The following is a 23,847-nucleotide window of genomic DNA, read 5'->3' on the forward strand; positions in this document are numbered from 1 at the left end:
GCGGCTTCGCCTTACCCGGCCTACAAAAGCATGGTACCGTAGGCCCGGTAAGCGCAGCGCCACCGGGCAACAATCTCACTCCTCTAACGACCGTAAATGGTCATCCTTTCTCAGCGTCATCAGCGCGAAAATACTCACCACCGCCGTTGCCATCACGTAGTACGCCGGAATATCCAGATTGCCCGTCTCTTTAATCAGCCCGGTAATGATCAGCCCCGCACAGCCCGAGAAGATCGCATTCGACAGAGAATAGGCCAGCCCCAGCCCGGTATAACGCACGCGCGTCGGGAACATCTCAGACAGCATTGCCGGCCCCGGCCCTGCCAGCATCCCAACCAGACCTCCCGCAATCAGCACCACAATCGCTTTGACCGCCAGCGTGCTGGATTCCGCCTGCAAAATTTTCAGCAGCGGCAGGGCGAGGATCAGCAGGAGCACGGTGGCGATAATCATCACCGTGCGCCGCCCGATCCTGTCGCTCAGCATGCCCGACGGAATGATCGTGAGCGCAAACCCAATGTTAGAAATCACCGCAATCAGTAACGCCTGGTTAAAACCGGTGTGCAGCGCAGATTGCAGATAGGTCGGCATAATCACCAGATAGGTATAACCCGCCGCAGACCAGACCATCACGCGGCCAATGCCCATCAGGATGGTTTTGAACGTGGCGGCGGTGCTGGCCTGAGTAACAACCGGTTTTTCCCGTTGCTGCACAAAGCTCGGCGTCTCTTCCATGCTCACCCGCAGCCATAGCGCGACCGCACCCATCGGCAGCGCCAGGAAGAACGGAATGCGCCAGCCCCAGTCGTGCAAGGCTTCAGGGGAGAGCAGGGCAGAGAGCAACGCGACAATGCCTGCGCCCGCTAACAGCCCGAGCGCCACGGTAAAGGACTGCCATGCCCCGTAAAGACCGCGCTTGCCGCGCGGGGCGAACTCCGTCATCAATGAGACCGCACCGCCATACTCACCGCCCGCGAACAGTCCTTGCAGAATACGCAGGAGCGTAACGATCAGCGGCGCGGCAATCCCGATACTGGCGTAGACCGGCACAATACCGATGGCAGCGGTGGCGAGCGTCATCAATACCAGCACTATAATCAGCGTCGGTTTGCGGCCAATCCTGTCGCCAATGCGGCCAAAGACCACCGCACCCAGCGGACGGAAGAAGAAAGCGATGGCGAACGAGGCCCAGGTGAGGATCAGGCTGGTGAGCTCCGCTTCCCCCTCAAGCTGGAAGAAGTTTCTGGCAATCACCGTTGCCAGAAAACCGTAGACCGCAAATTCATACCACTCGATGAAATTACCGATGGAGCCTGCAATTAATGCACGCTTGTGCGCATCCTGTTGCATAACGATCCTCACAAAAACGGGGTAAGAATAAATTATTCAGCATTAGTGAAGTAATGAAATAGTTTATTCTTATGTTCTGTGAGCTATTTCACGAATGATATCAACACGATCGTCATCGTGTGACCCCCCTCCCATGCAGCGTGCATGCCCTCTGTCCATACTTACCTTTATTGCCAATGAAAGGAGGGAGACAGCATGCACTGGCAGACACATACCGTTTTTAATCAACCTGCACCGCTATCGAACAGCAACCTTTTTCTCTCTGATTGCGCCCTGCGCGATGCGGTAGCGCGCGAAGGGGCTGAGTGGGATGTGGATCTTCTTGCCAGCATCGGACAGCAGTTGGGTACGGCGGAGTCGCTGGAGCTGGGCAGGCTGGCGAACGTTAATCCGCCGGAACTGCTGCGTTATGACGCCACGGGAGCGAGGCTGGATGACGTCCGCTTTCATCCGGCATGGCATCTTCTGATGCAGGGGCTTTGCGCCAACCGGGTGCACAACCTGGCGTGGGAGGAGGAGGCGCGGAAAGGATCGTTCGTCGCCCGGGCCGCGCGTTTTGTGCTTCATGCACAGGTGGAGGCGGGAACGCTATGCCCGGTGACCATGACCTTCGCCGCCACGCCGCTGTTGCTACAGTCGCTGCCCAAACCGTTTCACGACTGGTTAACGCCGCTGATGAGCGATCGCTACGATCCCCATCTCGCACCGGGGGCGCAAAAGCGCGGCCTGCTGATCGGCATGGGGATGACGGAAAAGCAGGGCGGTTCGGACGTACTCAGTAATACCACCAAAGCAGAGAAATTCAGTGATGGCAGTTACCGGCTGGTGGGGCACAAATGGTTTTTCTCCGTGCCGCAGAGCGATGCGCATCTGGTGCTGGCGCAGGCGAAGGGCGGGCTTTCCTGCTTTTTTGTTCCGCGTTTTTTACCCGACGGGCAACGTAATGCCGTGCGCCTTGAGCGTCTGAAGGACAAGCTCGGTAACCGTTCAAATGCCAGCAGTGAGGCTGAGTTCCTTGATGCTTACGGCTGGCTGCTGGGCGAAGAGGGTGAAGGTGTCCGGCAAATTCTGAAGATGGGCGGGCTGACGCGCTTTGACTGTGCGCTTGGCAGCCACGGATTGATGCGCCGTGCGCTCTCGGTGGCGCTTTATCATGCCCATCAGCGGCAGACCTTCGGCAAAAATCTGATCGACCAGCCGTTAATGCGCGACGTGCTAAGCCATATGGCGCTGGTGCTGGAGGGACACACGGCACTGCTGTTCCGACTCGCCCGGGCGTGGGACAACCGCACCGACCCGCAGGAGGCCGCATGGGCGCGGCTTTTCACTCCGGCGGCAAAATACAGCGTCTGCAAAGCGGGCATACCGTTTGTGGCAGAGGCAATGGAGGTGCTGGGCGGTGCAGGCTATTGCGAAGAGAGTGAACTTCCGCGGTTGTACCGTGAAATGCCCGTCAACAGCATCTGGGAAGGCTCTGGCAATATTATGTGCCTGGATGTACTGCGCGTGCTGGCGAAGCAGTCGGGCATTCTCGACCTGCTCGCCGATGATTTCGCGCAGGTCAAAGGTCAAGACAGGCACTTCGATCGCAGCTGGCGGCAGCTACAGCAGAAGCTGCGTAAACCGCAGGAAGCGCAGGGCAGGGAGATCGCGCGGCAGCTCTTTTTACTCGGGGCCGGAAGCCAGATGCTGCGGCACGCATCGCCGCCCGTGGCGCAGGCGTGGTGCCGCATGATGCTGGATACCCGAGGCGGCACGCTGATGAGCGAACAGGTGCAAACCGACCTGCTGCTGCGCGCCACGGGCCGGGTCGGTTAAGCCTTTAGCTGGAACAGGCTCACCAGCCGGGTGAGATGTGAACCCTTCTCGCGCAGCGTCTGCGCCGTCTGCTCGCTGCGTGAGATGCGATCGGCATTGATGTGCGATGCCTCACCGATGTGCGTCATCGCCAGATTCACCTGACCAATCCCCGCAGACTGCTCGCGGGAGGCGTGGTTGATCTCGGTGACAAGCTGGCTGATGTTATCGATATGAACAATGATGGCATCCATCGCCAGACGCGTCTGCTCAGACAGCGCATGGCCTTCGCTCACCTTGTTCAGCGTGTCGCCAATCAGCTGTTCAATCTCTTTTACCGCGTTGGCGCTGCGTGCGGCCAGGGCGCGCACCTCTTGCGCCACCACTGCGAAACCTTTCCCGTGTTCGCCCGCCCGCGCCGCCTCAACCGCCGCATTGAGCGCCAGGATATTGGTCTGGAAAGCGATGGACTCAATCACGCGGGTAATGTCTTCAATGCGTTTCGATGCATCACGAATATCATCCATGGTGGAAACTGCGTGGGTCACCGTCTCTCCACCCTGATGCACCGCGCGTGAGGTTTCCCCCACCAGCTGCTGAGTTTGCTCCATGTTGGCGGCATTTTGCTGCACGGTGGCGGCTAATTGCTCCATGCTGGCGGAGGTCTCCTCAACGCTGCTGGCCTGTTTGTTGATCTGTTCAGAGATCTCGCCGGTGTCTGAAGCCAGCGCGTTAGTCCCCAGATGGATTTCGCTTGCGGCCTCGCGGACCTGCAACACAATTTTTTGCAGGCCGCCCCCGATCCCGTTGATGGCATCAATCAGCTGGCCGACCTCATCCTGGCGGGTAACCGGCAGGCTGGCGCGCAGATCGCCTGCGGCATACTGCCGGGCAAGCGCGATCACTGCGCGTAGTGGGCGGGTTAGCATCCGGCGAATGAGGATAACGAACAGGCCCGCGAAGAGCGCGGATAGCACCACGCCCGCCATCAGGAAGCGATCGCGCAGCGTGGTGACGCTTGAAAGCAGTACGGCTTTATCCACTTCACCCACGATGGTCCAGTTCCAGCCCGGCAGCGGCGTGTAGGCAACTTTGAGCGTACGGCCATCTGCGCTCACGCGCTCCAGCGTGCCGGCTTTATCACTCAGAAGCTGCTGCTGTGTCGCCGTGTCCCAGTTGGGCAGTTTGCCCTCATCGCTGGCATGGAACAGATACTGTCCGCGCGTTTTGCCGCTGCTGCGATCCAGTACAAAGAAGTGGCCGCTCTCGCCCAGACGACGGTTAAGGATTTTCTCGCGCATGACGTTCCACGAATGGGTGATGTCCACGCCGACAAAGATAATCCCGATAACCTGGCCTTCCGCATTTTTAACAGGCTGGTACTGCGTGATATAGCGCTTGCCGAACAGAAGCGCGAGGCCACGATAGACCTCCCCTTTGGTGACAGCCGCAAATGCCGGGCTGGTGGTATCAAGAACGGTTCCGATGGCGCGGTCGCCATTCTCTTTGCGCAGCGACGTGGCCACGCGGATAAAATCGTTACCGCTGCGGACAAACAGCGTCGAGATGGCGCCCGTTCGGCTCAGGAAGTCATCAGAAAGCGTATTGTTTTCATGCAACTCCGTTTCGCCGCCTTTCAGCAGAGGAACGGTAAGCCCGTTTATGGTCCGGCTCTGGCTGCTGTCGCTGTTCAGCGGCTGTGGCAAAAAGGTGGTGAACAGACGGGTATAGCTTTCAACCTCTTCGCTCAGGCTGGTGTTGAACATCTCTACCATATCCACCATGCCGGTGGACTGGTTATGCAGGTCTTCAACCGCAAGATCTTCAAGCTGCTGGCTGGCGTTGTGGCTCAACAGAAAAGTGAACAGCAAAAAAAGCGTGGCGACACTTGCACCTGTTAGCAGCGATAGCTTCGTGCCCAGACCTGCCCGGCGGAAAAAGGTGATCATAAATTGCTCATTATTGAAAAGTGATGGCTGTTCAACGGCAGAGCGAAGAGAACGTTTATCTGTTTAATGTAACTGAATGTTACATTTTTGTTTTTATTAAGTTTCGGGAGAGGTAAAAAATTTGCAAAATTGAAAAGCCACTAAAATTAAGTGGCTTTTATCGGAAGGGATTATGCATAAAGAATGGCCTGCACGCGCCAGTGATTAACATGGTTATCTTCCTGCATCTGGACGATGCGATACCAGGATGCGCCCTGTTCATCGGCCTTCAGGGCGACGACACGTTCAACGTCTTGCGGACTTCCCGTGATATTATTGACGGAGATCTGACCAATCTCGTTCAGGCCCGTGACGCAATCCGCGCTGGCAAATTCGGCCGACTGCGCCGTGGTGCTCAGCAGGCCCGCTGAAAGCAATAGCGTCGTTAAAGCAAGGGTTCGTTTCATCGTCAGCTCCTTTTCACGTGTCTCCGGTATCCGCCGGGCAATCCTTCGCGAATAAACTCATTTCCATTGTTGCTGGCATGGAGTTTATTGTGGACAGGAAAATGTCTACGGACGCAAAGCAGTGTAAAAGTCGTTCAAATGATGATGCTTACTTACGGTACAAAATTCCCTGGGCGTACCACTGTCCCGTAATAATGGTTTCATCAATCATCGTGATGACGTAATAATCTGCTTTTGCGGCAACTGCCTGTGCTTCAATTGCGTCTTCTGCATCATCCGGGGAACCACGAACCATCGCGGATACGGTACCCAGGCGTTGTAATCCTTCCGTCTGATTACGACGAATTTCCTGAGGATGATCGGTAACCGGCGGCGCCGGTTCTGGCGTACCCTGCAATATGGAACATCCGCTGAGCAGTGAGACCAGCAATAAAGCCGTAAGCCTGCGCATAAACCTGTCTCTTTTCCTGATAGCCATAGTGTAGTTGTCTGCGAATTTAGTTTTGGGGGAATGTTCCCGAAGTGTTATCTGGGACGTAGATTTCGAATGAAAATATCGTGAAACCGTAATCCAGCTCTCAACATTATGAATCATTCATCAGCACAGGATCGACAATGATTGAAATTGAAACTCGCCAGCTGAGTGGGCATGAAATCATCCATGCTTTTTCGGCTGGTAAAGGTGAACAGCCGCTGCCGACGGTAGTTTTCTATCATGGCTTTCTCTCCTCGAAGCTGGTCTACAGCTATTTTGCCGTCGCGCTGGCGCAGGCCGGTTTCCGGGTGGTCATGCCTGATGCGCCGAATCATGGGGCACGCTTTACGGGCGATGAGCAGGCGCGGCTGGGGCTGTTCTGGCAAACGCTGCACGGCAATCTGACCGAGTTCGCCGGGCTGCGTGACGCGCTCTTGCAGGCCGGGCTGGTGGAGGGGAAACGGCTGGCGGTCGCAGGCGCATCAATGGGCGGAATGACGGCGCTGGGGATCATGGCCAGGCATCCGGAGGTGACGTCCGTGGCTTGCCTGATGGGATCGGGCTACTTTACGTCACTGGCAAAGACGCTGTTCCCGCCGCAGGCCCCTCAGGAGATTGAGGCCCTGTTGTCAGAATGGGACGTCAGCCATGCGCTTTCGCAGCTGGCCGATCGTCCGCTGCTTCTGTGGCATGGGGACGCCGATGACGTCGTACCGCCCGGTGAAACGTTCCGCCTGCAACAGGCGCTACAGCGTGAAGGGCTGGACAGCAATCTGACCTGCCTGTGGGGAGCGGGTGTTCGGCACCGTATTACCCCGGCCGCGCTGGAGTCAACCGTGGAATTCTTCCGTCAGCACCTTTAAACGCGCAGCACTGTGACACCCTGATCCTCCAGCTTGCTGAGGATCTCGGGGTTGGCGTTTTTGCCGGTGATCACCATGCTGATTTGCTCGGCGCGGCTGAAAAGCATGCCGGCGCGTTCACCGACCTTGCTGCTGTCGACCAGCACCACCAGTTTGCCCACTACGTTAAGCATGTTCTGTTCTGCCATTGCGGTGAGCATATCGGTTTTATACAGGCCATCCGCCGTCAGACCTTTGCCGCTGGTAAACATCCAGTGCCCGGCGTAGAGGCTGTTTTCACTGTCCTGCGGGCTAAGGGTGATGGACTGGCTCTTGTTATACTGGCCGCCCATGATCACCACGCTTTCATGTTCCTGGTCAATGAGATAGTTGGCCAGCGGCAAATAGTTGGTGATGATTTGCACCGGCTTGCCGCACATCTCACGGCCCAGCAGAAACGCCGTCGAACCGCAGTTGATCACCACGCTTTCTCCAGGATTTACCAGCTGTGATGCCGCTCTGGCAATCCGCACCTTTTCATCGTGATTCTGCGCCTGGTGGATGTTCATCGGCGTCCAGCGTGGACGCTGCTGGCTGATGGCCTCTGCGCCGTTGCGGACTTTTTTCAGCTTGCCGCTCTCATCCAGCTTGTTAATGTCCCGCCGCGCGGTAGCGGGGGAGATCCCTAAACGTTCGATCACTTTCTCGACGGTGATAAACCCTGTTTGCGCCAGGAGTTCCAGTAAAATTTGATGCCGTTGCGCTTCCGTCATGAGCTATTCCGATAAGAATTGATTTGAAAAGATGATATTTGAAATAGCGTGAAATTACTAAGATAAATATGACATCGCCAGACGCAAGGTCTGGCGATTGGGCCTCAGAATCAGAGGAAGGATTTGAACGGCAGATCGGGTTCAATCGTAAAGCAATCATCGAAACCACGCGGGTAGTGGTACTCAAGATTGTCTTTATCCAGCGGCCAGGTGAACTTGCCGCCAACCTGCCAGATGAACGGCTTGAAGCCATACTTGAGGCGGTCTTTTTTCATCTCCCACAGGACGCGGATCTCTTGCGGATCGGCCTGGAAGTTTGACCAGATATCGTGGTGGAACGGGATCACCACTTTGGTGTTCAGCGCTTCGGCCATACGCAGCATGTCTGCGCTGGTCATTTTGTCGGTGATCCCGCGCGGGTTTTCACCGTAAGAGCCAAGCGCCACGTCAATCTGATGCTCGTTACCGTGCTTCGCGTAATAGTTGGAGTAGTGGGAGTCACCGCTGTGATACAGGGAACCGCCAGGCGTTTTGAACAGGTAGTTCACCGCGCGCTCATCCATCCCGTCTGGCAGTACGCCTGCGGCTTTCTGGTCGGCAGGCAGGGTGATCAGCGCGGTACGGTCAAAGGCATCCAGCGCGTGAATTTCAATGTCTTTGATTTTCACTACGTCGCCCGGCTTCATCACGATGCAGCGCTCTTTTGGCACGCCCCAGCCAATCCACAAATCCACGCAGGTCTGCGGCCCAATAAACGGTACGTCGTCCGCGCAGTTTTGCATTACCGCTGCCGCCACGTTCACGTCGATATGATCGTTGTGATCGTGGGTAGAGAGTACGGCGTCGATCTGACGAATGGCAAAAGGATCCAGCACGAAAGGCGTGGTGCGCAGGTTCGGCTGGAGCTTTTCAACGCCGGCCATACGCTGCATCTGGTGGCCTTTTTTCATCAGTGGATTGCCGTGGCTCTGTTTGCCGGTGCCGCACCAGAAATCAACACAAATGTTGGCGCCGCCTTCTGATTTCAGCCAGATCCCGGTGCAGCCCAGCCACCACATCGCAAATGTGCCAGGAGCAACCTGTTCCTGCTCGATCTCTTCGTTCAGCCAGCTACCCCACTCCGGAAAGGTACTCAGAATCCATGATTCACGGGTGATGGTTTTCACTTTACTCATCGTTTGACTCCTGGTTTTAATCAAAAGTAATCACTATGTGACTTGTTGTGATTAATGCTGGCACTGTTTTAATCGATTTGCAATGGCTGATTTGCGGAAAACTCCCCTCGCCACCTCACAGAAAAAACTTCATGACGTTGTTAAGATAACCATTATAAATGATTAATGTATTGAAATTTAAGAATTTATTTATTTGGTTGGATTGGTAGTGAAAATCATTACTAATACCATGGAAATAAATTGCGTGATCCGTCACAAATAATCAAATGCAATCTTGTGATGATTATTTGTGATTAATAGAGTGATGACACCAACCACACAGGGATTGCCCCTCGTGTTCTCATTTTCTGGAGAGAGTTATGGAGATCCTCTACAACGTCTTTACCGTTTTCTTTAATCAGGTAATGACCAACGCCCCGCTGTTGCTGGGTATCGTGACGTGCCTGGGGTACATCCTGCTGCGCAAAAGCGTCAGCGTGATCATCAAAGGCACCATCAAAACCATCATTGGTTTTATGCTGTTGCAGGCGGGGTCTGGCATTCTGACCAGCACGTTTAAGCCGGTTGTTGCCAAAATGTCAGAGGTGTACGGCATTAACGGCGCCATCTCTGACACTTACGCGTCCATGATGGCCACCATCGATCGTATGGGGGATGCGTACAGCTGGGTTGGGTATGCGGTACTGCTCGCGCTGGCGCTGAACATCATTTACGTGCTCCTGCGCCGCATCACCGGTATTCGCACCATCATGCTCACCGGGCACATTATGTTCCAGCAGGCGGGGCTGATTGCCGTTTCTCTCTATATCTTCGGCTACCCAATGTGGACCACCGTCATCTGCACGGCAATACTGGTCTCGCTTTATTGGGGCATCACCTCCAACATGATGTATAAGCCAACGCAGGACGTTACGGACGGCTGCGGCTTCTCCATCGGTCACCAGCAGCAGTTCGCTTCCTGGATTGCTTACAAAGTTGCGCCGTACCTGGGCAAAAAAGAGGAGAGTGTTGAAGACCTCAAATTGCCTGGCTGGCTGAATATCTTCCACGACAACATCGTCTCCACGGCAATTGTGATGACCATCTTCTTCGGTGCCATCCTGCTCTCCTTTGGCATTGACGTGGTGCAGGCGATGGCGGGTAAAACCCACTGGACGGTCTATATCCTGCAAACCGGTTTCTCCTTCGCGGTGGCCATTTTCATCATCACCCAGGGCGTGCGTATGTTCGTCGCCGAACTGTCGGAAGCGTTTAACGGCATCTCCCAGCGCCTGATCCCTGGCGCGGTGCTGGCGATTGACTGTGCGGCTATCTATAGCTTTGCGCCAAACGCCGTCGTCTGGGGCTTTATGTGGGGCACCATCGGCCAGCTGATTGCGGTCGGCATCCTGGTGGGCTGTGGCTCCTCAATCCTGATTATTCCTGGCTTTATCCCGATGTTCTTCTCCAACGCCACTATTGGCGTATTTGCTAACCACTTCGGCGGATGGCGCGCAGCGCTCAAGATTTGCCTGGTGATGGGCATGATTGAAATCTTCGGGTGCGTGTGGGCGGTCAAGCTCACCGGCATGAGCGCCTGGATGGGCATGGCGGACTGGTCAATTCTGGCGCCGCCGATGATGCAGGGCTTTGCGTCCGTCGGGCTGGTCTTTATGGCCGTCATCATCCTGATTGCCCTGGCTTATATGTTCTTCGCTGGCCGTTCGCTGCGGGCTGAAGAAGATGCAGAAAAACAAACAGCAGAAGTGTCTGCTCATTAAGGAGTTTCGATTATGACCGTACGTATCCTGGCTGTGTGTGGCAATGGGCAAGGTAGCTCCATGATCATGAAGATGAAAGTGGACCAGTTTTTAACCCAATCAAACATTGACCACACGGTGAACAGCTGCGCAGTGGGTGAATACAAAAGTGAACTGAACGGCGCGGACATCATCATCGCCTCAACGCACATTGCCGGCGAGATTAGCGTGTCGGGCAACAAATACGTGGTAGGCGTACGCAACATGCTGTCGCCTGCGGATTTCGGGCCAAAGCTGCTGGAAGTGATCAAAGAACACTTCCCACAAGACGTGAAGTAAGGATGCCACATGAAACTACGTGATTCGCTGGCAGAGAATAACTCCATCCTTTTACAGGCCGAAGCCAGCACCTGGCAGGAAGCGGTGAAGCTGGGCGTGGACCTGCTGGTTAAGGCGGACGTTGTCGAGCCGCATTATTACCAGGCCATTCTGGATGGCGTGGCGCAGTTTGGACCCTATTTTGTGATTGCCCCGGGGCTGGCAATGCCGCATGGCCGTCCCGAAGAGGGCGTCAAGAAAACCGGTTTTGCGCTGGTGACGTTGAAAAAACCACTGGTGTTCAACCACGAAGATAACGACCCGGTCGACATTCTGATCACCATGGCGGCTGTCGATGCCAACACTCACCAGGAGGTGGGGATCATGCAGATCGTCAATCTGTTTGATGATGAAGCTAATTTTGACCGTTTACGCGCCTGTCGTACCGCGCAGGACGTGCTGGATTTAATTGATAACGCCACTGCGGCGGCCGTTTAAGAGGAATTGAAAATGTCATTACCAATGTTGCAGGTCGCGCTGGATAACCAGACTCTGTCTCACGCTTACGAAACCACCCGTCTGATTGCGGAAGAAGTGGACATCATCGAAGTCGGCACCATTCTGTGCGTGGGCGAAGGCGTTCGTGCGGTTCGTGACCTGAAGGCGCTCTATCCGCATAAAATCGTGCTGGCGGATGCCAAAATCGCCGACGCGGGCAAAATCCTCTCTCGCATGTGCTTTGAAGCCAACGCCGACTGGGTCACCGTGATCTGCTGTGCGGATATCAACACCGCGAAAGGCGCGCTGGACGTGGCGAAAGAGTTCAACGGCGACGTGCAGATTGAACTGACTGGTTTCTGGACCTGGGAGCAGGCGCAGGAGTGGCGCGAAGCGGGTATCCAGCAGGTGGTTTATCACCGTAGCCGTGATGCGCAGGCCGCAGGCGTGGCGTGGGGCGAAGCCGATATTAGCGCGATCAAACGTCTGGCCGATATGGGCTTCAAAGTGACCGTCACCGGTGGCCTGGCGCTGGAGGATCTGCCGCTGTTCCAGGGTATCCCGATTCACGTCTTTATTGCCGGTCGTAGCATTCGTGATGCTGCGTCTCCGGTGGAAGCGGCGCGTCAGTTCAAACGCTCAATCGCTCAGCTTTGGGGTTAAGGAGCGGGTATGTTGTCAAAACAGGTCCCGCTTGGCATCTATGAAAAGGCACTCCCTGCGGGGGAGTGCTGGCTGGAGCGGTTACAGCTGGCGAAGCAGCTGGGTTTCGATTTTGTCGAAATGTCTGTGGATGAGACGGACGAGCGTCTTTCTCGCCTGGACTGGCGCCGCGACCAGCGTCTGGCGCTGGTGAGCGCCATTGCCGAAACCGGCGTGCGCGTGCCATCCATGTGCCTGAGCGCTCATCGTCGTTTTCCGCTTGGCAGCGAAGATGATGCTGTACGCGCCGAAGGGCTGGAGATCATGCGTAAAGCCATTCGCTTTGCACAGGATGTCGGCATCCGCGTGATCCAACTGGCGGGTTACGATGTTTACTATCAGGAAGCCAACGATGAAACGCGCCGTCGTTTCCGGGAGGGCCTGAAAGAGAGCGTTGAGATGGCAAGCCGTGCGCAGGTGACGCTGGCGATGGAGATCATGGATTATCCGTTGATGAACTCCATCAGCAAGGCGCTGGGCTATGCGCACTATCTGAACAACCCATGGTTCCAGCTTTATCCGGATATCGGAAACCTGTCGGCATGGGATAACGATGTACAGATGGAGCTTCAGGCGGGCATCGGGCATATCGTGGCGGTGCACGTTAAAGATACCCGTCCTGGCGTGTTTAAAAACGTACCGTTCGGCACCGGGGTGGTGGATTTCGAACGGTGCTTCCAGACGCTCAAACAGACAGGTTATTGCGGGCCTTACCTGATTGAGATGTGGAGCGAAACCGCGGACGACCCGGCGGCAGAAGTGGCGAAAGCCCGGGACTGGGTGCGCGAGCGCATGGCGCGGGCAGGGCTGATGGAGGCGGAACATGCTTAAGCTGAAACAGCAGGTCTTTGAAGCCAATATGGATCTCCCGCGCTATGGACTGGTGACGTTTACCTGGGGCAACGTAAGCGCCATCGATCGCGAGCAGGGGCTAGTGGTGATTAAGCCGAGCGGCGTGGCCTATGACGCCATGAAAGCGGACGATATGGTGGTGGTTGACCTGGAAGGACACGTCGTTGAAGGCAAATGGCGCCCTTCTTCTGATACGGCAACCCACCTGGCGCTGTATCAGCGTTACCCGTCTCTGGGGGGCGTTGTGCATACCCATTCCACGCACGCCACCGCCTGGGCACAGGCCGGGCTGGCGATCCCTGCTTTGGGTACGACGCACGCAGATTACTTCTTCGGCGATATTCCCTGCACGCGAGCGTTAACGCAGGCTGAGGTCGAAGGCGAGTACGAACTTAACACCGGCAGGGTCATTATCGAAACGCTGGGTGAGACGGAACCACTGCATACGCCGGGTATTGTGGTGTACCAGCATGGTCCGTTCTCCTGGGGTAAAGATGCGCATGACGCCGTGCATAACGCGGTGGTGATGGAAGAGGTGGCCAGAATGGCGTGGATTGCGCGCGGCATTAACCCACAGCTTCAGGGCATTGATGATTACCTGATGAACAAGCATTTCATGCGTAAGCATGGCCCGAATGCTTATTACGGGCAGAAGTGAATAAGTGCTCTGGAATACCGAAACAGTTGTAACCGGTGGTATTCCGGAGCCATTCATAAAAAAGCCCCCGGGCAGGGGGCAAATTATATATGGCTTTGATTTTCGTTGGCTTTCCTGGTGCTAGCGATAAAGCGTTACTGGTAAATATCTGCACTGGCGTGCATATTACCGTTGCTGCCGGGCTCACGTGTCAGCATGACGTGATAGTATTTTGCGCCCTGCGCATCGGTTTCTTCATTAAGCGCCTGATCTGCTTCACTTTCAGTGGCGAAGTTATGATTGATGTAAATAACGCCTAAGCTCTGCACATCATCCATGTTTCTGGCCTGTTGGCTGTCTATTCTGATGGCTGCCATCGCGTTTGCACTGAGCAAAAGCGCAGCCAAAATGGCGATTGCGATTCTTTTCATGATATGCGCTCCACGACTGCGTGCTGTGATACGGGGTAATGTTCTCCTTCTCTGTTCCGTGTCTCTGATTAAAGTGTAATCGCTACCCGGATTGCGATGGGTGACCATTTCTGATGGTGTTGTTCAAAAAAACAGCGCTTCTGATGAGTGCGATTTTAAATCACCCACTTAGAACAGCTTTACCCTTTGTGCGAATTATTTGTGCAATCAGCTTGAGTTTCCTGGGGGGCGCAAGTATTATGACGCGTCAATTTTTCAGCCGACCTTTAACACGTTCCTTGCCTCCCCGGGCCTCGGCTGACCCAGACAGGAGGCTGAATAATCCGTAAGGAGCAATTCGATGCGTCATTACGAAATCGTTTTTATGGTCCACCCTGACCAGAGCGAACAGGTTCCGGGCATGATCGAGCGTTACTCTGCTGCCATCACTGGTGCAGAAGGCACGATCCACCGTCTGGAAGACTGGGGCCGCCGTCAGCTGGCTTACCCGATCAACAAACTGCACAAAGCACACTACGTTCTGATGAACGTTGAAGCTCCGCAGGAAGTGATCGATGAGCTGGAAACTACCTTCCGCTTCAACGATGCCGTTATCCGCAGCATGGTTATGCGTACCAAACACGCAGTGACCGAAGCATCTCCGATGGTTAAAGCGAAAGACGAGCGCCGTGAGCGTCGCGATGATTTCGCAAACGAAACCGCAGATGATTCTGATGCTGGGGATTCTGAAGAGTAATTTCTGATGACCAACCGTCTGGTGTTGTCCGGCACCGTGTGCAGGACCCCCCTTCGAAAGGTCAGCCCATCAGGAATTCCGCATTGCCAGTTCGTGCTTGAGCATCGTTCTGTGCAAGAGGAAGCCGGGTTTCACCGGCAGGCGTGGTGCCAAATGCCCGTAATAATTAGCGGACACGAAAACCAGGCCATTACTCACAGTTTAACGGTCGGTAGCGCAGTAATCGTTCAGGGGTTCATTTCTTGCCACAAGGCAAAGAACGGCCTGAGCAAAATGGTTCTGCATGCCGAGCAGATTGATTTGATAGATTCTGGAGACTAGCCATATGGCACGTTATTTCCGTCGTCGCAAGTTCTGCCGTTTCACCGCGGAAGGCGTTCAAGAGATCGACTATAAAGATATCGCAACGCTGAAAAACTACATCACCGAAAGCGGTAAGATTGTCCCAAGCCGTATCACCGGTACTCGTGCAAAATATCAGCGTCAGCTGGCTCGCGCTATCAAACGCGCTCGCTACCTGTCTCTGCTGCCGTACACTGATCGTCATCAGTAATCGGGCACGGTCCATTAATACGACTTTAAGAGGATAAGGTAATGCAAGTTATTCTGCTTGATAAAGTAGCAAACCTGGGCAGCCTGGGTGATCAGGTAAACGTTAAAGCGGGTTACGCTCGTAACTTCCTGGTTCCACAGGGTAAAGCTGTTCCAGCTACTAAGAAAAACGTAGAGTTTTTCGAAGCACGTCGTGCTGAACTGGAAGCCAAACTGGCTGACGTTCTGGCGGCTGCTAACGCTCGCGCTGAAGCAATCAACGCACTGGGCACCGTTACTATCGCGTCTAAAGCTGGCGACGAAGGTAAACTGTTCGGTTCCATCGGTACCCGCGATATCGCTGATGCAGTAACTGCGGCAGGCGTTAAAGTGGCTAAGAGCGAAGTTCGTATGCCGAACGGCGTTCTGCGTACCACTGGTGAGCACGAAGTTGACTTCCAGGTTCACAGCGAAGTGTTCGCTAAACTGGTTGTTAACGTAGTAGCTGAGTAATTTTTTACTCTGCTCGCGTCGAAGCGCCGGCCTTGTGCCGGCGTTTTGCTTTTTAGCGTGACCCTGCGTCATCTTTTGCTCTTGTAAGGTCGCTATTCCTGACGCATTCTCTGATAATAAATTGAAACGCAATTTTATTTATGAGATTTGTCATGGATACTGCTCTGCCCACGCCCGTCTTTGCCCGTCGCAATGTGGCCTATGCCTGCGCCACGCTCTGCTGTCTGCTTTGGGGAAGCTCGTACCCGGCCATTAAAAGTGGCTACGAACTCTTTCAGATCGCGACCGATGATATCCCCTCCAAAGTCGTCTTTGCCGGATACCGTTTTCTGTTTGCCGGTGCGTTGCTGCTGCTTTTTGCCATGGCCCAGCGAAAGCCGATTGGCAGGCTCACGCCCACGCAGTTTGGCCAGCTCACGATCCTCGGACTGACGCAGACCTCCCTCCAGTACACCTTCTTTTATATCGGCCTGGCCTACACGACCGGGGTGAACGGCTCCATCATGAATGCCACCGGGACCTTCTTCAGCGTGCTGCTGGCGCACTTTATCTACCACAACGACAAACTCAGCTATAACAAAACGCTGGGATGTGTTCTGGGCTTTGCCGGGGTTATGCTGGTGAACTTCCACAGCGGGTTAAGTGAGTTCCAGTTTGTCTGGAAAGGTGACGGATTTGTGGTGCTGGCCGCCTTTATTCTCTCTGCGGCCACGCTTTACGGGAAACGCATTTCCCAGACCGTTGACCCGACGGTGATGACTGGCTGGCAGCTGGGGATAGGCGGGGCGGCACTGGTTGCGGGAGGCTATGCCACGGGCGGGACGCTGGAGGTGCACAGCATGAAAGCCGTCGCCGTACTGGGGTATCTGACGCTGCTCTCATCCGTGGCGTTCGCCCTGTGGAGCGCGCTGCTGAAAGTAAACCGCGTGAGTATGATTGCCCCGTTCAACTTTGTCATACCTGTAGCAGGGACGGTGCTCTCCGCCATCTTCCTCGGCGAAAACATTCTGGACATCAAATACGCGATTGCGCTGGTGCTGGTCTGCTCGGGGATCTGGTGGGTGAATAAACGGCGTGCCTGAGAACAAAAGTGCCGGGTGGCGGCATCGCCTTACCCGGCCTGGGCCATTAACGTGCTCTGATGAAACTGCCGTCCGGCTGGCGGGTAAACAGTACCTGCTGCCCGTTTCCGGTATCGATCGTTAACCCGGTCACCACCCCGCTGGCATTCTGGCGGATCTGCACCATCTGACCATTTTGCAGGTTGCTGAGCGGTTTGCCTGCCCCCTCGACTTGCGCCATGGCATACACATCCGTTGCTGGCAGATTGTGGTCGCGGAACAGCTGGGCAAGAGTTTTCCCAGGCTCTACGCGATACGAACGCCACTGCTGCTCAATGCCGGTGGGCTGTTGCGCCTGTGGCTCTGAAGGGGCGGCGGCCTGCTCCTGATCTTCCTGAACCGGTTCAGGTTCAACCGGCGCAACCTGGCCCGGATCGTTAGACGGTGTGACCAGCTGCGTCTGCATCGGCTGTGAATCAGGCTGCGGCTGGCTTTGCGACTGGATATCCAGCTCAGCATTCCGGCTGACCGGCGCGGTATCAACGTTGTCACTGCCGGAAGGAAGCAGGAAGCCGATGACGATCAGCAACGCGCCGATAATAATGCCTCTGCGGTGCAAAGGCGGCAGCGGGTCCATGATGCGAAAGTTATCCGGCGCATGCCAGATTTTCGCCAGGGTAGGTTTCAGTTCAAATCGCCCGGGCATGGCTCTCCTCCTGCTCCGCGTCTTTTTATCCTGTCCTGAGAAGTGTAGTTTGCTAACTGCCTGATGGGCGTAACAAAGCCAGCTTTCGTGACATATATTAGGGAAAATCCTGACGGCTACTATTGTTTCCGTTTCGTCGCAGTTTGTCACCTTTACTTAAGACAAAGTTTTACCCATAAGGGCATGGCTGATATGCTGCCCGCTACTTTAAATGTGATGGAAGGAAAACCCATGACCACCCCGACTTTTGACACTATCGAAGCGCAGGCAAGCTACGGCATCGGCTTGCAGGTAGGACAGCAGCTGAGCGAATCCGGCCTGGAAGGTCTGTTACCGGAAGCGCTGGTGGCGGGTATCGCTGACGCGCTGGAAGGCAAGCAGCCCGCTGTGCCGGTTGACGTTGTGCACCGTGCGCTGCGTGAAATCCACGAACGTGCTGACGCCGTACGTCGCGCGCGTTTCGAAGAGATGGCGGCAGAAGGCGTGAAATATCTGGAAGAGAACCGTGAGCGTGAAGGCGTGAACAGCACCGAGTCCGGCTTGCAGTTCCGCGTAATCAATCAGGGTGATGGCGCAATCCCGGCGCGTACCGACCACGTTCGCGTACACTACACCGGTAAGCTGATCGACGGTACCGTGTTCGACAGCTCCGTCGCGCGTGGCGAACCGGCTGAATTCCCGGTCAACGGCGTTATCGCAGGCTGGATCGAAGCCCTGACCCTGATGCCAGTAGGTTCCAAATGGGAACTCACTATCCCGCACAACCTGGCTTACGGCGAGCGTGGCGCTGGCGCGTCCATTCCGCCATTCAGCACCCTGGTGTTTGAAGTCGAGCTGCTGGAAATCCTGTAATCGGTTTTTCTTATTTTCCTCTCTCCGATCGGGGAGAGGAAAATAGCGATAAAACCCGGAGTTACGACGAAATCAACATTTTGTATTGCAAACGAAACTGTTACGTGTATTTTTGTGAGCTGTTTCGCGCTGTATGAGTGATATGACACTCACTTTCAACATATTATTAACATAATATTCAAATCATAGTATTCATCCCGCCGATTCTTACCTACTATCGATTAGTCCTTACACAGGGTCCGTCATTTATTTGGCGTATATAAAGGCCAGAAGAGCCTTAACAACACAGACAGGCATAAACAGGAAAATATCACATGGTAGATCAGGTCAAAGTCGCCGCCGCAGAAGAGGCGACGTCTGAACAGTCGCTACGGCGAAATCTCACGAACCGTCACATTCAGCTTATTGCCATTGGTGGAGCCATCGGCACCGGGCTGTTTATGGGCTCGGGCAAAACCATCAGTCTTGCCGGCCCGTCGATCATCTTCGTTTATATGATCATCGGTTTTATGCTCTTTTTCGTGATGCGTGCAATGGGTGAATTGCTGCTGTCGAATCTCGAATACAAATCCTTCAGCGACTTCGCGTCAGACCTGCTCGGCCCGTGGGCGGGCTATTTTACCGGCTGGACCTACTGGTTCTGCTGGGTGGTTACCGGCATGGCGGATGTTGTCGCTATTACGGCCTACGCCCAATTCTGGTTCCCCGGCCTGTCGGACTGGGTGGCTTCGCTGGCGGTGATTGTTCTGCTGCTGAGCCTGAACCTCGCCACCGTTAAAATGTTCGGTGAGATGGAGTTCTGGTTCGCGATGATCAAAATCGTCGCCATCATCGCGCTGATTGTCGTCGGGCTGGTGATGGTGCTGACGCACTTCCAGTCGCCAACCGGCGTACAGGCCTCGTTTGCCCATCTGTGGAATGACGGCGGCTGGTTCCCGAAAGGTATCAGCGGCTTCTTTGCCGGCTTCCAGATTGCGGTGTTTGCGTTTGTCGGGATTGAGCTGGTCGGTACCACGGCGGCGGAAACCAAAGATCCGGAGAAATCCCTGCCGCGTGCGATCAATTCCATTCCGCTGCGTATCATCATGTTCTACGTGTTCGCGCTGATCGTCATTATGTCCGTGACGCCATGGAGCTCGGTGGTGCCAACCAAGAGCCCGTTCGTCGAGCTGTTCGTGCTGGTGGGGCTGCCTGCTGCCGCGAGCCTGATTAACTTTGTGGTGCTGACCTCTGCGGCCTCTTCCGCGAACAGCGGCGTCTTCTCCACCAGCCGTATGCTGTTCGGCCTGGCGCAGGAGGGCGTTGCTCCGAGCGCGTTTGCCAAACTGTCTAAACGCGCGGTACCGGCGAAAGGGCTGACCTTCTCCTGCATCTGTCTGCTGGGCGGTGTGGTGATGCTCTACGTCAACCCGAGCGTAATCGGCGCGTTCACCATGATCACCACGGTGTCGGCGATCCTGTTTATGTTCGTCTGGACCATCATCCTCTGCTCGTACCTGGTGTACCGCAAGCAGCGTCCACACCTGCACGAGAAGTCGATCTACAAGATGCCGCTGGGCAAGCTGATGTGCTGGGTGTGCATGGCGTTCTTCGTCTTCGTGCTGGTGCTGCTGACGCTGGAAGAAGATACCCGACAGGCGCTGATGGTCACGCCGCTGTGGTTTATCGCGCTGGGGCTGGGCTGGCTATTTATCGGTAAGAAACGTATGGCGGGCATGCGCTAAGCATGTTGCCGGGTGGCGCTGACGCTTACCCGGCCTAGGTTCGCGGATGTTGTAGGCCCGGTAAGCGCTAGCGCCACCGGGCTTTTTTATTTACCCGATAATGCACGCGGGAACAGAACGTTATTCTCAAGACTAATGTGTTCCATCAGATCGTCGATCATCTCGTTAATGCCGTTGTACATGGCTTTCCAGGTGGTGCACGCTTCTGGCGGCGGTGTGACGTTGTTGGTGGTGTGTTTGATCACTTCCAGCAGTTCGCCGGCGTCATCATGTTCGCTTTCCATCACGCTGATGGGCCCCATGGCCTGGCTGCCCATGCCCTGTTTGATCATCGGGAAGAGGATCTGCTCCTCTTTCATCATGTGGCTGGAAAGTTCTTCGTGCAGCATGGTCAGATATTTCGCCAGGCCGCGCGGTACGGAAGGTTTATCGGCATGAACGCGTTCAACTTTGGTCGCCTGTAAAATCAGCTCCGGCAGCTGCTCGCGGTGACGATCGTGGTAACGCACAATGATATGGTCGATGATTTCAGCCAGCGGCGCGGTGCGCCAGTCTTTGTCGACAGGCTGTTCAGCCAGCTGAGCCAGCTCCGCTTCGATAGCCTCCACATCCAGCTCTTTACGCGACGCTGCACGCGCCAGCGTTTGCTTACCACCGCAGCAGTAATCCATATCGTATTTACGGAACAGCGCAGAAGCGCGAGGGATGGAGAGCGCCAGCTCGCCTAAGGGTTGGTCGCGGAAGGCCATAACAGTTACCTCATCATCAGGAATATAAGATGCATTTTAAATACATCTTTAGGTGGATACTATAACCCTTTAGAGGCAAGGGTGAAAATGAGAAGGGGATCACAAAAAAAGCGTGCTTTTAACTTGCTGATTGAATGCAGAAAAGGGCTTTCGAAAGTTTTTAAAGGTGGAGAAACAGTAAACAACCTGCCGAACGTGCCGATAGATACAGGTCAGACAATACCTGTATATAAAAAAGGCAACGCATGTTTAAACGTATAAAAGTCATTACTCTTTTGATTTCGGTGCTGCTTGTGCTCGGCATCATGCAGCTGATCTCCGCTGGCATTTTCATTAACGCACTCAATAACGATAAAGAGAACTTCACCGTTTCTCAGCTTTCCAGCCAGAACGTCGCGGAGTTTACCGACGCCTGGATCAGCCTGAACCAGGCGCGCGTCACTCTCAACCGCGGCATGTTGCGCCTGCAAAGCAGCATGGCGTCGCAGATTAACGGCGGGCAGCTGAACGAGCTGGTCAATACCGCGAAAAACCTGCTGGCCGATGCCCAGACCCATTACGATAAATACTACGCGCTGCCGGAAACGCCGGGTATGGACGAGCACCTGGCCGATCGCCTGGAAGAGCAGTACCGCGTCTACTCCGCCACGCTGACGCAAATGAACGTTCTGCTGGGGCAGGGCAATCTGGAAGATATGTTCAAACAAAATGCCGAACAGAAGCAGACCGCGATGCAAAAGGTTTATCGCGAGTGGCGTGAGGCGCAGGCCGCGCTGACCGTCAAAGGTATCCAGGACAATGAAAGCGACTACAAACGCATTCTGTGGATCCTTTCTGCGGTGATGCTGCTGGTGATCGCGGTGATTATTTCCAGCTGGATTGCGATGCGCCGCGTGCTGCTGCTGCCGCTGGAAGAGGTGATCAACCATATCCGCGCCATTGCCGCAGGGGATTTAACCCAGCCGATTCAGGCTGAGGGTAAAAATGAAATGGCGATCCTGGCGCGCAACGTTCAGGAGATGCAGACTGCGCTGGCCAACACGGTGGGCGTGGTGCGTGAAGGCGCAGATACCATCTACACCGGCGCGGGTGAAATCTCGGCGGGCAGCAACGATCTCTCCTCTCGTACCGAGCAACAGGCCGCTTCTCTGGAAGAGACGGCAGCCAGCATGGAACAGTTAACCGCCACCGTGAAGCAAAACGCCGATAACGCGCGTCAGGCGTCGCGTCTGGCGCTGGACGCCTCCTCCACCGCGAAGAAGGGCGGTAACGTGGTCGAGGGCGTTGTGCGCACCATGGACGAAATCGCCACCAGTTCCAGCAAAATCGCGCAAATTACTAACGTGATCGACGGCATTGCTTTCCAGACCAATATTCTGGCGCTGAACGCGGCGGTAGAAGCGGCGCGCGCGGGCGAGCAGGGACGTGGCTTCGCGGTTGTCGCGGGCGAGGTGCGTACCCTTGCCCAGCGCAGCGCACAGGCGGCGAAAGAGATCAAAGCGCTGATCGATGATTCCGGCGAACGCGTCAACGCGGGTTCTCAGCTGGTAAATGAAGCGGGCGCGACGATGGCGGAGATCGTCGATGCGGTTACGCGCGTGACGGACATCATGGGTGAGATTGCGTCGGCCTCCGACGAACAGAGCCGCGGTATCGACCAGGTGGGTCAGGCGGTGGCGGAGATGGATCGCGTCACCCAGCAGAACGCCTCGCTGGTGGAAGAGTCTGCGGCGGCAGCGGCGGCGCTGGAGGATCAGGCTGCACGCCTGAACGACGCGGTGGCGGTGTTTAAGATCACCCGCAACCAGGCGGTGAAAGCCGCGCCGGTTAAGACCTATGCACCTAAAGCGCAGCCCGTCGCGGCGGCGTCTGAAGCGAACTGGGAAACGTTCTGATACTGTGCCGGGTGGCGCTGACGCTTACCCGGCCTACGGTTTGTAGGCCCTGCAAGCGAAGCGCCGCTGGGCGAAAAGCTCACCCCTCCGACGCCGGAACGACCATCGGTTTTTCCGGCTTCGCTCTCACCGCAATCACCACCCCAACGACCAGCAGCGCGATCCCGCAGGCCGTTAGCAGCGGCGGCACGCTCTGACGCATCAGGAAGGTATAGAGCAGCCCGGCCAGTGTCTCAAAGACAATCAGCGGCCCCAGTATCACCGTCGGCAGCTTCTGGCTGGCAATGTTCCAGCACAGCGCGCCCACCCACGAACAGAGCACGGCAATGGCGACCATTAGCCCAACGAATACCCACGGGCGCGGTCCGAAGGGCAGGGTAAATGCCGGTTGCTGGCTACCCAGCCAGACACACGCGCCCACATAGCCCAGCAACGAGACAGGGAGGGTGACCAGCGCCTGCGCCGTCGCCCACATCATCGGATGTTTATCCGGGTTTTCCCGCAGCCAGCGTGCGTTGCGCAGGGCATACCAGGCCCAACAGACAACCGAGATAAACGCCAGAAAGATCCCTGAACCGTAACGCCACAAGCTGAAGTTTTCGAGGCCGTGGCGAAGCTCGGCAATATTCACGCACACCAGCCCCACGGCGATGCAGACCAGAGCGGGCGCCATTTTTGACCACGCCAGTTTGCCGTCACGCTGGCTGTAAAGCAGGTTCGCGAAAACCGGGATGACCACCGGCAGCGTGCCGATAATCATGGTGGACACCGGCGCACCGGTGCGCTGAATGGCGCTCGCCAGACAGACGTAGTAGATCAGATTACCCATCATGGTCAGCGCCAGCGCGGTGAGCCAGTCCTTGCGGCCCAGCTGACGCAGACGCGCGCGCCCCAGCCACGCCAGCGGCACGGCAATCAGCCCCAGCGCCAGGTAACGTCCGGTCGACTGCAAAATTGCCGGGTACTCCGGCACAATCAGCGGGCCGACAAAAATCAGCCCCCACATCAAACCCGCAAGCAGGGCATACAACACGCCGCTAATCATTTTTCCATCCATCTTGATTCACTTTGCGATCAGTGTAGGAGGGCAAAACGC

26 protein-coding genes are annotated in these 23,847 nt (G+C 55.7%); 16 read left to right on the top strand and 10 right to left on the bottom strand.

All coding sequences use genetic code 11. From position 1 onward, the window contains the following. Positions 1-75 precede the first annotated feature (75 nt). Complete coding sequence (locus O1721_RS05925; RefSeq protein WP_015572471.1) at positions 76-1,350, bottom strand: MFS transporter; 1,275 nt, start codon at positions 1,348-1,350, stop codon at positions 76-78. Positions 1,351-1,545: 195 nt separating this feature from the next. Here O1721_RS05925 and O1721_RS05930 point away from each other — a divergent pair, with 195 nt between their 5' ends. Then, positions 1,546-3,168: an isovaleryl-CoA dehydrogenase gene (locus tag O1721_RS05930; RefSeq protein WP_032646984.1), complete on the top strand. Its 1,623-nt coding sequence runs from the start codon at positions 1,546-1,548 to the stop codon at positions 3,166-3,168. Here O1721_RS05930 and O1721_RS05935 read toward each other — a convergent pair. The 3 genes from O1721_RS05935 to bsmA all read right to left on the bottom strand — a co-directional run bounded on the left by O1721_RS05935 (position 3,165) and on the right by bsmA (position 6,020). After that, the gene (locus O1721_RS05935) at positions 3,165-5,096 is read right to left on the bottom strand and encodes a methyl-accepting chemotaxis protein (RefSeq protein WP_032646986.1); all 1,932 of its coding nucleotides are present in this window, start codon (positions 5,094-5,096) and stop codon (positions 3,165-3,167) included. The two genes, O1721_RS05930 and O1721_RS05935, sit on opposite strands and share 4 nt — an antisense overlap. 170 nt (positions 5,097-5,266) lie before the next feature. Continuing rightward, positions 5,267-5,542, bottom strand: a complete 276-nt coding sequence (gene yjfN / locus O1721_RS05940) for a DUF1471 family protease activator YjfN (protein WP_017694671.1) — start codon at positions 5,540-5,542, stop codon at positions 5,267-5,269. A 148-nt stretch (positions 5,543-5,690) separates the two neighbouring features. Then, the gene (gene bsmA, locus O1721_RS05945) at positions 5,691-6,020 is read right to left on the bottom strand and encodes a biofilm peroxide resistance protein BsmA (protein ID WP_017383949.1); all 330 of its coding nucleotides are present in this window, start codon (positions 6,018-6,020) and stop codon (positions 5,691-5,693) included. 137 nt (positions 6,021-6,157) lie between these two features. On the opposite strand from bsmA, the gene yjfP reads away from it, so the two are divergent. Continuing rightward, a complete protein-coding gene (yjfP, locus tag O1721_RS05950; protein ID WP_023302960.1) occupies positions 6,158-6,880 on the top strand; it encodes an esterase in 723 nt (240 codons plus the stop codon). Here yjfP and ulaR read toward each other — a convergent pair. Together ulaR and ulaG are read right to left on the bottom strand one after the other, a co-directional pair. Then, positions 6,877-7,632, bottom strand: a complete 756-nt coding sequence (gene ulaR, locus O1721_RS05955; RefSeq protein WP_003856014.1) for an HTH-type transcriptional regulator UlaR — start codon at positions 7,630-7,632, stop codon at positions 6,877-6,879. The genes yjfP and ulaR overlap by 4 nt on opposite strands. Positions 7,633-7,742: 110 nt before the next feature. Beyond that, the gene (ulaG, locus tag O1721_RS05960) at positions 7,743-8,807 is read right to left on the bottom strand and encodes an L-ascorbate 6-phosphate lactonase (protein ID WP_006810379.1); all 1,065 of its coding nucleotides are present in this window, start codon (positions 8,805-8,807) and stop codon (positions 7,743-7,745) included. A 359-nt stretch (positions 8,808-9,166) separates the two neighbouring features. Between ulaG and ulaA the strand changes: the two genes are divergently transcribed. From ulaA to O1721_RS05990, 6 genes are read left to right on the top strand one after another with little or no spacing between them, the layout of a single operon-like run. Continuing rightward, positions 9,167-10,567: a PTS ascorbate transporter subunit IIC gene (ulaA, locus tag O1721_RS05965; protein WP_017694669.1), complete on the top strand. Its 1,401-nt coding sequence runs from the start codon at positions 9,167-9,169 to the stop codon at positions 10,565-10,567. A 12-nt stretch (positions 10,568-10,579) separates the two neighbouring features. Then, on the top strand, positions 10,580-10,885 hold the full coding sequence (gene ulaB, locus O1721_RS05970) for a PTS ascorbate transporter subunit IIB (RefSeq protein ID WP_003856022.1): 306 nt from the start codon (positions 10,580-10,582) through the stop codon (positions 10,883-10,885). Between the two features lie 9 nt (positions 10,886-10,894). Continuing rightward, complete coding sequence (gene ulaC / locus O1721_RS05975) at positions 10,895-11,362, top strand: PTS ascorbate transporter subunit IIA (protein ID WP_017694668.1); 468 nt, start codon at positions 10,895-10,897, stop codon at positions 11,360-11,362. Positions 11,363-11,374: 12 nt separating this feature from the next. After that, the gene (gene ulaD / locus O1721_RS05980; protein WP_017694667.1) at positions 11,375-12,025 is read left to right on the top strand and encodes a 3-keto-L-gulonate-6-phosphate decarboxylase UlaD; all 651 of its coding nucleotides are present in this window, start codon (positions 11,375-11,377) and stop codon (positions 12,023-12,025) included. Between the two features lie 9 nt (positions 12,026-12,034). Continuing rightward, positions 12,035-12,895: an L-ribulose-5-phosphate 3-epimerase gene (locus O1721_RS05985; RefSeq protein ID WP_015572478.1), complete on the top strand. Its 861-nt coding sequence runs from the start codon at positions 12,035-12,037 to the stop codon at positions 12,893-12,895. Beyond that, positions 12,888-13,574, top strand: a complete 687-nt coding sequence (locus O1721_RS05990; RefSeq protein WP_017383945.1) for an L-ribulose-5-phosphate 4-epimerase — start codon at positions 12,888-12,890, stop codon at positions 13,572-13,574. The genes O1721_RS05985 and O1721_RS05990 overlap by 8 nt, the downstream gene beginning before the upstream one ends. 134 nt (positions 13,575-13,708) lie before the next feature. Here O1721_RS05990 and yjfY read toward each other — a convergent pair whose 3' ends face one another. After that, the gene (gene yjfY / locus O1721_RS05995) at positions 13,709-13,984 is read right to left on the bottom strand and encodes a DUF1471 family protein YjfY (protein WP_017383944.1); all 276 of its coding nucleotides are present in this window, start codon (positions 13,982-13,984) and stop codon (positions 13,709-13,711) included. A 340-nt stretch (positions 13,985-14,324) separates the two neighbouring features. On the opposite strand from yjfY, the gene rpsF reads away from it, so the two are divergent. The 5 genes from rpsF to O1721_RS06020 all read left to right on the top strand — a co-directional run bounded on the left by rpsF (position 14,325) and on the right by O1721_RS06020 (position 16,846). Beyond that, entirely contained in the window at positions 14,325-14,720 is a 396-nt protein-coding gene (gene rpsF, locus O1721_RS06000; protein ID WP_003856034.1) for a 30S ribosomal protein S6, read from the top strand. A gap of 6 nt (positions 14,721-14,726) precedes the next feature. After that, a complete protein-coding gene (gene priB, locus O1721_RS06005; RefSeq protein ID WP_003856035.1) occupies positions 14,727-15,041 on the top strand; it encodes a primosomal replication protein N in 315 nt (104 codons plus the stop codon). A 4-nt stretch (positions 15,042-15,045) separates the two neighbouring features. Beyond that, on the top strand, positions 15,046-15,273 hold the full coding sequence (gene rpsR / locus O1721_RS06010; protein ID WP_000135199.1) for a 30S ribosomal protein S18: 228 nt from the start codon (positions 15,046-15,048) through the stop codon (positions 15,271-15,273). A 41-nt stretch (positions 15,274-15,314) separates the two neighbouring features. Further along, complete coding sequence (gene rplI, locus O1721_RS06015; protein WP_006810372.1) at positions 15,315-15,764, top strand: 50S ribosomal protein L9; 450 nt, start codon at positions 15,315-15,317, stop codon at positions 15,762-15,764. Between the two features lie 152 nt (positions 15,765-15,916). After that, positions 15,917-16,846: a DMT family transporter gene (locus O1721_RS06020; RefSeq protein WP_032646988.1), complete on the top strand. Its 930-nt coding sequence runs from the start codon at positions 15,917-15,919 to the stop codon at positions 16,844-16,846. A 46-nt stretch (positions 16,847-16,892) separates the two neighbouring features. Here O1721_RS06020 and O1721_RS06025 read toward each other — a convergent pair whose 3' ends face one another. Beyond that, on the bottom strand, positions 16,893-17,531 hold the full coding sequence (locus O1721_RS06025) for an OapA family protein (protein ID WP_015572481.1): 639 nt from the start codon (positions 17,529-17,531) through the stop codon (positions 16,893-16,895). A 231-nt stretch (positions 17,532-17,762) separates the two neighbouring features. Between O1721_RS06025 and bamJ the strand changes: the two genes are divergently transcribed. Then, on the top strand, positions 17,763-18,383 hold the full coding sequence (bamJ, locus tag O1721_RS06030; RefSeq protein WP_008502892.1) for a BamJ family beta-barrel-assembly machinery protein: 621 nt from the start codon (positions 17,763-17,765) through the stop codon (positions 18,381-18,383). A 314-nt stretch (positions 18,384-18,697) separates the two neighbouring features. Further along, a complete protein-coding gene (cycA, locus tag O1721_RS06035) occupies positions 18,698-20,107 on the top strand; it encodes a D-serine/D-alanine/glycine transporter (protein WP_015572483.1) in 1,410 nt (469 codons plus the stop codon). 86 nt (positions 20,108-20,193) lie between these two features. On the opposite strand, the gene ytfE is transcribed toward cycA, so the two are convergent. Beyond that, on the bottom strand, positions 20,194-20,856 hold the full coding sequence (ytfE, locus tag O1721_RS06040) for an iron-sulfur cluster repair protein YtfE (RefSeq protein ID WP_015572484.1): 663 nt from the start codon (positions 20,854-20,856) through the stop codon (positions 20,194-20,196). A 245-nt stretch (positions 20,857-21,101) separates the two neighbouring features. On the opposite strand from ytfE, the gene O1721_RS06045 reads away from it, so the two are divergent. Continuing rightward, positions 21,102-22,751 carry a methyl-accepting chemotaxis protein gene (locus O1721_RS06045; RefSeq protein WP_032646991.1) on the top strand — a complete coding sequence of 550 codons (1,650 nt, stop codon included), beginning with the start codon at positions 21,102-21,104 and terminating at the stop codon, positions 22,749-22,751. 79 nt (positions 22,752-22,830) lie between these two features. Here O1721_RS06045 and O1721_RS06050 read toward each other — a convergent pair whose 3' ends face one another. Next, on the bottom strand, positions 22,831-23,796 hold the full coding sequence (locus O1721_RS06050; protein ID WP_032646992.1) for a DMT family transporter: 966 nt from the start codon (positions 23,794-23,796) through the stop codon (positions 22,831-22,833). Between the last annotated feature and the right edge of the window lie 51 nt (positions 23,797-23,847).

It is taken from the genome of Enterobacter cloacae complex sp. HYC033_NIDB (genome assembly GCF_056673335.1).

Coding starts and splice junctions, on each gene's coding strand:
- O1721_RS05925 (WP_015572471.1), bottom strand. CDS start 1,350: ATGCAACAGGATGCGCACAAGCGTGCATTAATTGCAGGCTCCATCGGT.
- O1721_RS05930 (WP_032646984.1), top strand. CDS start 1,546: ATGCACTGGCAGACACATACCGTTTTTAATCAACCTGCACCGCTATCG.
- O1721_RS05935 (WP_032646986.1), bottom strand. CDS start 5,096: ATGATCACCTTTTTCCGCCGGGCAGGTCTGGGCACGAAGCTATCGCTG.
- yjfN (WP_017694671.1), bottom strand. CDS start 5,542: ATGAAACGAACCCTTGCTTTAACGACGCTATTGCTTTCAGCGGGCCTG.
- bsmA (WP_017383949.1), bottom strand. CDS start 6,020: ATGGCTATCAGGAAAAGAGACAGGTTTATGCGCAGGCTTACGGCTTTA.
- yjfP (WP_023302960.1), top strand. CDS start 6,158: ATGATTGAAATTGAAACTCGCCAGCTGAGTGGGCATGAAATCATCCAT.
- ulaR (WP_003856014.1), bottom strand. CDS start 7,632: ATGACGGAAGCGCAACGGCATCAAATTTTACTGGAACTCCTGGCGCAA.
- ulaG (WP_006810379.1), bottom strand. CDS start 8,807: ATGAGTAAAGTGAAAACCATCACCCGTGAATCATGGATTCTGAGTACC.
- ulaA (WP_017694669.1), top strand. CDS start 9,167: ATGGAGATCCTCTACAACGTCTTTACCGTTTTCTTTAATCAGGTAATG.
- ulaB (WP_003856022.1), top strand. CDS start 10,580: ATGACCGTACGTATCCTGGCTGTGTGTGGCAATGGGCAAGGTAGCTCC.
- ulaC (WP_017694668.1), top strand. CDS start 10,895: ATGAAACTACGTGATTCGCTGGCAGAGAATAACTCCATCCTTTTACAG.
- ulaD (WP_017694667.1), top strand. CDS start 11,375: ATGTCATTACCAATGTTGCAGGTCGCGCTGGATAACCAGACTCTGTCT.
- O1721_RS05985 (WP_015572478.1), top strand. CDS start 12,035: ATGTTGTCAAAACAGGTCCCGCTTGGCATCTATGAAAAGGCACTCCCT.
- O1721_RS05990 (WP_017383945.1), top strand. CDS start 12,888: ATGCTTAAGCTGAAACAGCAGGTCTTTGAAGCCAATATGGATCTCCCG.
- yjfY (WP_017383944.1), bottom strand. CDS start 13,984: ATGAAAAGAATCGCAATCGCCATTTTGGCTGCGCTTTTGCTCAGTGCA.
- rpsF (WP_003856034.1), top strand. CDS start 14,325: ATGCGTCATTACGAAATCGTTTTTATGGTCCACCCTGACCAGAGCGAA.
- priB (WP_003856035.1), top strand. CDS start 14,727: ATGACCAACCGTCTGGTGTTGTCCGGCACCGTGTGCAGGACCCCCCTT.
- rpsR (WP_000135199.1), top strand. CDS start 15,046: ATGGCACGTTATTTCCGTCGTCGCAAGTTCTGCCGTTTCACCGCGGAA.
- rplI (WP_006810372.1), top strand. CDS start 15,315: ATGCAAGTTATTCTGCTTGATAAAGTAGCAAACCTGGGCAGCCTGGGT.
- O1721_RS06020 (WP_032646988.1), top strand. CDS start 15,917: ATGGATACTGCTCTGCCCACGCCCGTCTTTGCCCGTCGCAATGTGGCC.
- O1721_RS06025 (WP_015572481.1), bottom strand. CDS start 17,531: ATGCCCGGGCGATTTGAACTGAAACCTACCCTGGCGAAAATCTGGCAT.
- bamJ (WP_008502892.1), top strand. CDS start 17,763: ATGACCACCCCGACTTTTGACACTATCGAAGCGCAGGCAAGCTACGGC.
- cycA (WP_015572483.1), top strand. CDS start 18,698: ATGGTAGATCAGGTCAAAGTCGCCGCCGCAGAAGAGGCGACGTCTGAA.
- ytfE (WP_015572484.1), bottom strand. CDS start 20,856: ATGGCCTTCCGCGACCAACCCTTAGGCGAGCTGGCGCTCTCCATCCCT.
- O1721_RS06045 (WP_032646991.1), top strand. CDS start 21,102: ATGTTTAAACGTATAAAAGTCATTACTCTTTTGATTTCGGTGCTGCTT.
- O1721_RS06050 (WP_032646992.1), bottom strand. CDS start 23,796: ATGATTAGCGGCGTGTTGTATGCCCTGCTTGCGGGTTTGATGTGGGGG.